At 63.3% G+C, this 7,499-nt stretch carries 8 protein-coding genes; 4 read left to right on the forward strand and 4 right to left on the reverse strand.

All coding sequences use genetic code 11. The features are described from left to right. Positions 1 to 290: 290 nt before the first annotated feature. The 3 genes from ACN0X9_RS13265 to ACN0X9_RS13275 all read left to right on the forward strand — a co-directional run bounded on the left by ACN0X9_RS13265 (position 291) and on the right by ACN0X9_RS13275 (position 3,536). The gene (locus ACN0X9_RS13265) at positions 291 to 2,171 is read left to right on the forward strand and encodes an ABC-F family ATP-binding cassette domain-containing protein (RefSeq protein ID WP_417488043.1); all 1,881 of its coding nucleotides are present in this window, start codon (positions 291 to 293) and stop codon (positions 2,169 to 2,171) included. Positions 2,172 to 2,204: 33 nt separating this feature from the next. Further along, positions 2,205 to 2,978 (forward strand): hypothetical protein, encoded by a 774-nt coding sequence (locus ACN0X9_RS13270; protein WP_417488044.1) that lies wholly within the window; start codon positions 2,205 to 2,207, stop codon positions 2,976 to 2,978. Positions 2,979 to 3,221: 243 nt separating this feature from the next. Next, positions 3,222 to 3,536, forward strand: coding sequence for a hypothetical protein (locus tag ACN0X9_RS13275; RefSeq protein ID WP_417488045.1), 315 nt, complete (start codon positions 3,222 to 3,224; stop codon positions 3,534 to 3,536). A 27-nt stretch (positions 3,537 to 3,563) separates the two neighbouring features. Here ACN0X9_RS13275 and ACN0X9_RS13280 read toward each other — a convergent pair whose 3' ends face one another. The 4 genes from ACN0X9_RS13280 to ACN0X9_RS13295 form a co-directional block, all read right to left on the reverse strand. Then, a complete protein-coding gene (locus ACN0X9_RS13280; protein WP_417488046.1) occupies positions 3,564 to 3,920 on the reverse strand; it encodes an I78 family peptidase inhibitor in 357 nt (118 codons plus the stop codon). Positions 3,921 to 3,933: 13 nt separating this feature from the next. Next, a complete protein-coding gene (locus ACN0X9_RS13285; RefSeq protein WP_417488047.1) occupies positions 3,934 to 4,269 on the reverse strand; it encodes an I78 family peptidase inhibitor in 336 nt (111 codons plus the stop codon). After that, positions 4,266 to 4,718, reverse strand: coding sequence for a DNA polymerase III subunit chi (locus ACN0X9_RS13290; protein ID WP_417488048.1), 453 nt, complete (start codon positions 4,716 to 4,718; stop codon positions 4,266 to 4,268). Before ACN0X9_RS13290 ends, ACN0X9_RS13285 begins: the two co-directional genes overlap by 4 nt. 63 nt (positions 4,719 to 4,781) lie before the next feature. Continuing rightward, positions 4,782 to 6,266 carry a leucyl aminopeptidase gene (locus ACN0X9_RS13295; RefSeq protein WP_417488049.1) on the reverse strand — a complete coding sequence of 495 codons (1,485 nt, stop codon included), beginning with the start codon at positions 6,264 to 6,266 and terminating at the stop codon, positions 4,782 to 4,784. Positions 6,267 to 6,408: 142 nt separating this feature from the next. On the opposite strand from ACN0X9_RS13295, the gene ACN0X9_RS13300 reads away from it, so the two are divergent. Continuing rightward, positions 6,409 to 7,499 (forward strand): LptF/LptG family permease (locus ACN0X9_RS13300; protein ID WP_417488050.1); only part of this gene is annotated, 1,091 nt, incomplete at its 3' end.

Consider the following 7,499-nt stretch of genomic DNA (forward strand, 5'->3'; position numbering starts at 1 on the left):
ATGTCGGCGGCAGTCGCGACTTGTCGCGGAGTGATCCATGGATTGCTTGTCAGCCAGCAGGCCGTATCCGCTTCTTCAGCTCAAGGGTGAAACCGCGGAGCGCCCGCCCTGCGGCCCTTGACCTGAAGACGCGGATACGGCGACATCCCGGCAAGCGGTTTATGGAGGGGTGCGCGCCAGGCGCGTCCCGTCGACACCAGCCTCTCTGCTACCGCACCCGCCGGCCCCCCCCCCGAGCTCAGCGCGAATCTGTTGCGCCGGGGGAAATCCCGCGCTAACCGCCATGCACCATGTTGCACATCAACGATCTCACCTATCGCATTGAAGGGCGGATGCTCTTTGATCAGGCGACGCTCTTCCTGCCGGCCAAGACCAAGATGGGTCTGGTGGGGCGTAACGGGACGGGCAAATCGACCCTGTTCCGGCTGATCCGCGGCGAGATCGGCTCGGAAGGCGGTGATACCAGTGTGCAAAAGGGGGCCCGTGTTGGCTCGGTCGCCCAGGAAGCGCCGGGCGGGGATGACAGCCTGATTGATGTGGTGATGGCCGCTGATACCGAGCGGGCCGCCCTGCTGGCCGAAGCGGAAACGGCGACCGAGCCCAATCGCATTGCCGAGATCCAGACCCGGCTGGCCGATATCGACAGCCACACCGCCGAAGCCCGCGCCGGCTCCATCCTGGCCGGGCTGGGCTTTACGGGTGAGGAACAACGCCGGCCGTGCCGGGAGTTCTCCGGTGGCTGGCGCATGCGGGTGGCCCTGGCGGCGACGCTGTTCGCCCGGCCCGACCTGTTGCTGCTCGACGAGCCGACCAATTATCTCGATCTGGAAGGGGTGATGTGGCTGCAGGCCTATCTCAAGACCTTCCCCGGCGCCGCCCTGGTGATCTCGCACGACCGCGACCTCCTGAACGGCGCCATGCAGAAGATCGCCCATCTCAAACAGGGGAAGCTGACCGTCTGGGATGGCGGCTATGATGATTTTGAAAAAGCGCTGGCCGAGCGGCAACGCCTGCAGATGAAGATGGTCGAAAAGCAGGAGGTCGAGCGGCGCCATCTGCAATCCTTTGTCGACCGCTTCAAGGCCAAGGCCTCCAAGGCCAAACAGGCCCAGTCGCGGGTCAAGCGGCTGGAGAAAATGCAAATCGTGGCGACCCAGGTCGAGGACCCGGTGGCGCCCTTCAACTTCCCCAGCCCGCAGCGCCGCATGGCGCCGCCGATCGTGCGCATGGTCAATCTCCAAGCTGGCTATGCGCCGGGCAAGCCGGTCCTGCGCGACGTCAATCTCAATATCGACACCGAGGACCGGATCGGCATTCTCGGCCGCAATGGCGCCGGCAAATCGACCATGGCGAAACTCCTGTGCGACCGGCTCGATCCGCTGGACGGGCATCTGCGCAAGCACAAGAAGATGCAGATCGCCTATTTCGCCCAGCACCAGATCGACAGCCTGTCACCGGAGATGTCGGCCTATCAGCACATTATCGAGCTGATGCCCGACGCCACCGAGGCCCAGCGCCGGGCCCGCCTGGCGACATTCGGCCTGCCCGGTGACCGCCAGGAAACCCCGGCCGACACACTGTCCGGCGGCGAGAAGGCCCGCCTCCTGTTCAACCTGATCACCTTTGAGGGCCCGCACCTCCTCATCCTCGACGAACCGACCAACCATCTCGACATGGACAGCCGCGCCGCCCTGATCCAGGCGATCAATGAGTATGAAGGCGCCGTTGTCCTGATCTCGCACGACCGCCATCTGATCGAGAGTTGTGTCGACCGGCTCTGGGTGGTCGGCGATGGCACGGTCAAACCCTATGACGAGGATATCGAGACCTATCGCCAATCCCTGCTCGGCCGCGCGCCCAAGGACGGCCCGAAGAAGAAAACCGCCGCCACCGACGAAAAGAGCGTCGCCCGCCGCTCCGCCGCCGACCAGCGCAAGGCGCTCAAACCCCTGCGCGACGAAATCGCCCGCTGGGACAAGGAAGCCGACCGCCTGCGCGGCATTATCGACGTCATCGACACCGCCCTCGCCGCCCCCGGCCTCTATCAAAAAGACCCCAAGACCGCCACCGACCTCCAGATCAAGCGCGCCAAGGCGGTCGAGCTGCTCGACGCGGCGGAGCTGAGCTGGCTGGAAGCGGAAGAAAAGCTGGAAGCGGCGCAGGCGGGGTAGCTAAACTCCTCCCAACGCGATTTCGGGGACATTGTGTTCGGCAAACCCAAATTGATCGACAAGGCCAGCGCAGCCTGGATCTTTGACCGCTTCGGCTGGGTCATCGAAACCTTTTCAATAGAGAAGAGTGTTCAGGAGACCGAACTCGTTCTGCCAACGGCAGACCACTTTCCGCCGGGCGACGAGGGCAGAGAACTCAGCCATCACCTTTTTCGGATCGTGCAGACCTTCTGCGGCGTTGAAGACTGGAAGTTTGGGCTTCAGGAAGTCACCATCAACGAGCCAAAACCTGTTGGCCCGGGCATGCTTCTTCAGCCGCTGACACAAGCAGAGCTTGACGATCCGAACGCAGAAAGCCCGTATATCCCAATTGAATTTGTCGCATCGCAGCGAGCCGAGGTCATGATCTGGTCCTACAGCCACCAGATCGCCTGGAAACTAATGCAATCATCTGACTGGCCGGACGAGTTCCAGGCGGATGAAGCCCACCTCATTGCTGACCTGATTACCATCTATCTCGGATTTGGCATTTTCTCCGCCAATTGCGCCTTCGAAAGCGCCGCTTTTCACAGCGCGCTCGAATTCGGGTGGAGTTCTCAACAACACGGCAGTCTGCCTGAAGACTCGCGTCTGTTTGCCCTAGCCATATTCATGGCAATCGCCGGATCGTCGCCCGCAATTGCGCTCCCGCATCTCAAGGCGCGGCTCCGCAAGCGCTTCAACAAGGCTTGTCGACAAGTCGCCTGCCATGAAGAAGATGTTCGTGCGTTGCGGGCGTTGGGACGGCCAAAGCTTAGCCTTGTCTGACACTTACCCAAGCACCAAAGTCAGCTCGTCCCATTAAGAAACCATTCGTATTTGCGCTCATATAATATGAGCACACTGGAATGAGGTGGATGGATCGATGGGATCCGAAGGCGCGCTGCCGGGCGTCATTCACCGACAGTCTGATCGCCCGGTGGCACATAACCTGGTCGATATGCCCCCTGCCGGACCCTTGTGGTCCGGCGGACTTGTTGCTTCGCGCGGGCGGAATGGCAGGAGCGGGTCATGAAGGTCGAAGGATCGCTGCCGCCCCGCCCCGCCGGTTTTCGCAAACAGGCCAGCCCGATGAAGCCGGGCCCGGCCGCGTCACGGCCGGATCACAGCTTTCACAGTCCTGATGAGATCCGGGTTGATGTCGTCATGCCCACCGACGCGGATGCGCATGATGATGCCTCACTGGACGCAGAAGACGACGAAAACCTGTTGAGCCGAGAGGATGCCCTGTCGACCGCCGAAGCTGTGGGTAGCTGGCTGGCGCGTGATGCGCTGTCCCTGACCGACCATCACGTCGCCCGGCTGCAGCACCTGTTCGCGGGTTGATGGCTGACCATGATTGGCACGAGGCGCTCAGCCGCAGGCCATGCTTTCCACGACATCGCTTTCATTGACACGGATGGTCAGCCGGTCGGGCCGGTAATCCATGGTCACAACCGAATTGGGACCGACGACGCGATAGGTGTCGGGCATGGCGCCCCGTGGGACGTTGACGCGCGGCTGGCCGACATAGTGTTGCAGGTCTTCCATGCCGCATGTGCCGGTGATCGGCGCGCGAACCTCACTGTCCTGCACGTCTTCGGCGGCGCCCAACGGCGGCAGTTCGGCGACGGTCTGCGGCGGCGCGCTATTGCCGCGTCCGGTCAGGCCGCACCCTGTCAGGCTTACGCCAACCAGCGAACAGCTCAGCGCAATCAAAACAGCTCTCATCGGCACCACTCGCTCAACCACACCAAGGCCGCAGGATGACACCCGCCTCGTCGAGGTCAAGATTGAGCCGTTCGCGGCGATAATCGCGGGTGATCGGCATGCCCGGATGGATGACCCGGATATTGCCATGCAGGCTCTCCAGATCGACCTCCTCGATGGATTGGCCGACGAGATAGCCCATCGCACTGGCGCCGCACCAGGCATCGGGATCAACGCTGTTATCGCCCATCGAGTCGTCCGCGAAATCCGGCGTCGGCATGACGGTCTCGCCGCCATCAATGGCGCTGCCACCGGTGGTGCAGGCGGCGACGGACAGCCCGGCCAGCGCAATCAGCAAATAACGTGTCATGCCTTCTTCTCCCATCGACCTTCCGGCGACTGGCGCCAGTAGGATACCGTACAGCCCTCAGCCGAGGCTTTCTTCCACAGCGCGCGCGCGTCCTGCACGGCCATCTCGTCCTGCCCGTCAAACATGACGATCATGCGGTCAAAGGATGACGGTTTTTCGGGCTCGGCGCCATCCAGCAGGAAGAGGCATTGCGCCCCGTTCGGATTGGCTTCGTCCTCGGCAATGAGGACCGGCTGGCGCTCGGGCGAGTCGGCCTCGACCTGACCATGCGGCAGGAATGAGTCCTCGCGCCAGGTCCACAACAGCTGGTCGATGGCCTCGCGGCGCTTGGCATCAGGAGAGCGCACCAGCGCCCGCCAGCCGCGCGCCAGCGTCTTTTCCAGCAGCTCGGGCAAGACCTCGTCCAGCGAGGAGCGCTCGAGATGGTAGAACCAGAGATCGCCGCTCATCGTCCTCTCCGATCGCCGATATGAAAAGGGCGGCCGCGCGGGCCGCCCTGATCAGCAAAGGGCTCAGCCCTCGTAATTGTCACGCACGAAGCGGTCGAGGATGCGCACACCCCAGCCCGTGCCCCAGCTCGGCTGGCGCGGATCATCCTTGCCGCCCATGCCGCCCATCGCCGTGCCGGCGATGTCGATATGGCACCAAGGCTTGTCATTGACGAAGCATTTGAGGAATTCCGCCGCCGAGATCGAACCGGCGAGACGGCCCTCACCGACATTCTTGATGTCGGCATTCTTGGTCTCGATGTGCTTTTCGTAATCCGGGCCGAGCGGCATGCGCCAGACCGGCTCGTCGGAAGCATCACCGGCCGAGGACAGCTGGGCGGCGATCTCGTCGGAATTGGAAAAGATGCCGGCGCGGGTATTGCCGAGACCGATCAGGATGGCGCCGGTGAGGGTCGCCAGATCGATGATCAGCTTGGGATCGAAACGGTCCTGCGCGTACCACAGCACGTCGGCCAGCACGAGGCGGCCTTCGGCGTCGGTGTTGAGGATCTCGATCGTGGTGCCCGACATCGCGGTGACGATGTCGCCAGGACGCTGAGCATTGCCGTCGGGCATGTTCTCGACCAGGCCGACAATGCCGATTGCGTTGACATTGGCCTTGCGACCGGCGAGCGCGCGCATCAGGCCGACAACAGCGGCCGAACCGCCCATGTCGCCGCGCATCTCATCCATGCCGGCACCCGGCTTCAGCGAGATACCGCCACTGTCGAAAGTCAGGCCCTTGCCAACGAAAAGGAGCGGCTTTTCGCCCTCCTTGCCGCCGGACCATTTCATGATGGCGATCTTGCTTTCGAATTCCGACGCCTGGCCGACACCCAGAAGGGCACCCATGCCCAGCTCGGTCATCTGCACCTCGTCGAGGATCTCGATCTCGAGCCCGCACTCGGCCATGCCTTCGATCTTCTTGGCATAGGTTTCCGGGTTGAGGATGTTCGGCGGCAGGTTGGTAACCTCGCGGGCCAGGTCGACACCGTCGGCCACAGCGCCCCAGCCAGCCCAGGCCGTCTTGGCGCCCTCGACATCGGCGACGGCGATGACGATCTCGGTCAGGGACGGTTTCTGCTCGTCCTTCAACTTGGTGCGAAACTGGTCGTAACGGTAGGCGGCCAGACGGGCACCGAGACCGGCACGGGCAGCGCCATCGCCATCGGTTTCGCCATCAAACTGGATCGACAGGCGGGTCTCGCCGCTGATCAGCAGCTTGGAAACGACGGCCGCGGCAGCTTTCTCCAGCGTCGAGCCGGTCCGCTTGGCCTTGTCACCCAGGCCGAACAGCACGATGCGGCTGGCCGAGCTGCCCGACGGGGCCATGATTTCCAGCGTCTGGGCCGGCTTGCCGGCAAAGCGTGAAGCCGCGATGGCGCGCTTGATGGCACCGCCCGAGGACGCGTCGATGGCTTCGGCAGCCGGCGACAAGACAGCGTCGGCATAAACCGGCACGGCGATCGCGCCGGCAGCGCTCGGAGCGGCAGCGAATTCGATTTTCATGGTATTCCCTCTCATCCAGTCGCAATTGGTGATTGTTCGGTGCGCCACAGGTCTGCACCCGGCGCCGAAAACTTGTGTCGCGGAAGTGGTATCCGATCACGACGTGAGATAGAAGGCTGAACGCGCAGCACAAGCCGGCTTCATGATTCTCGTTCAGCGGTATTTCTTCAACCAGTTGCTCTGGCCGTTCATGACGGCGATCGCAGCCTTTGCCGGACTGGCCCTGCTGACGCAGAGCCTGTCGAATGTCGACCTTGTGTCCGGCTATTCGGAGACTGCGCTGACCTTCATCAAGGTCACCGCGCTGGCGCTGCCGCATCTGACCGCCCTGCTCGTCCCCATCGCCCTGTTCGTCGCCGTCCTGTCCAGCCTCAACCGGTTGACCGGGGACAGTGAACTGGTGATCGCCTCGGCCGCCGGCGTCAGCCGCTTCGGCCTGCTGTCACCGGTGATGCGTCTGGGCGTTTATGTCCTCATCGCCAACCTCGCCGTGAACCTTCTGGTCCAGCCGGTCGCCTATCGCGAAATGCGTCGATCCCTGCACACGCTGCGCTCGGACGTTGCTGCCAGCCTGGTCACCCCGGGGGCGTTCTCCCAATTGGGCCAGGGCGTGACCATCTATGCCCGCGAACGCAGTCGGGACGGCCGCATGCAGGACATTCTCATCCATGACAGTCGCGGCACCGACGGCGCATCGACCTATTCGGCCCGCGAGGGCGTTGTGGTGCGCTCGGGTGATCGCTCGGCGATGGTGTTGATCGACGGCAATCTGCAGCAGATCGATTCGGCCGGCGAGCTCTACTACGCCAATTTCGACCGCTATGAATTCGACCTTGGCGAATTCGTCGGACCGGCGGATGCCATGTTCTTCAAGGAGTCCGACCGCTATCTGCACGAACTCCTCTGGCCGTCAGCCGCCGAAGTCGCCCGTACCGGAGGGCCGGAACGGGCTTGGGCGGAAGCGCATTACCGCCTGTCCGGACCGCTCTACAATCTGGCCTTCGCGCTGATCGCCGCTGCCTGCTTCCTCGCCGGCGACCATTCCCGGATGGGATATGGCCGGCGGGTGATGATCGCGGTCGCGGCCGGGCTGACATTGCGACTGGTCGGCTTTGCGATGCAATCAGCCAGCGCCGATGATGCGGCCATGAATGTGGCACAGTATCTGGTGCCCGTTTTCGGCATGGTCGGTGCCCTGGCTATCATCTACTGGCCGGCCCGCCGTCGCCCGGG

The organism is Maricaulis sp., assembly GCF_048268525.1.
GTDB lineage: Bacteria > Pseudomonadota > Alphaproteobacteria > Caulobacterales > Maricaulaceae > Maricaulis.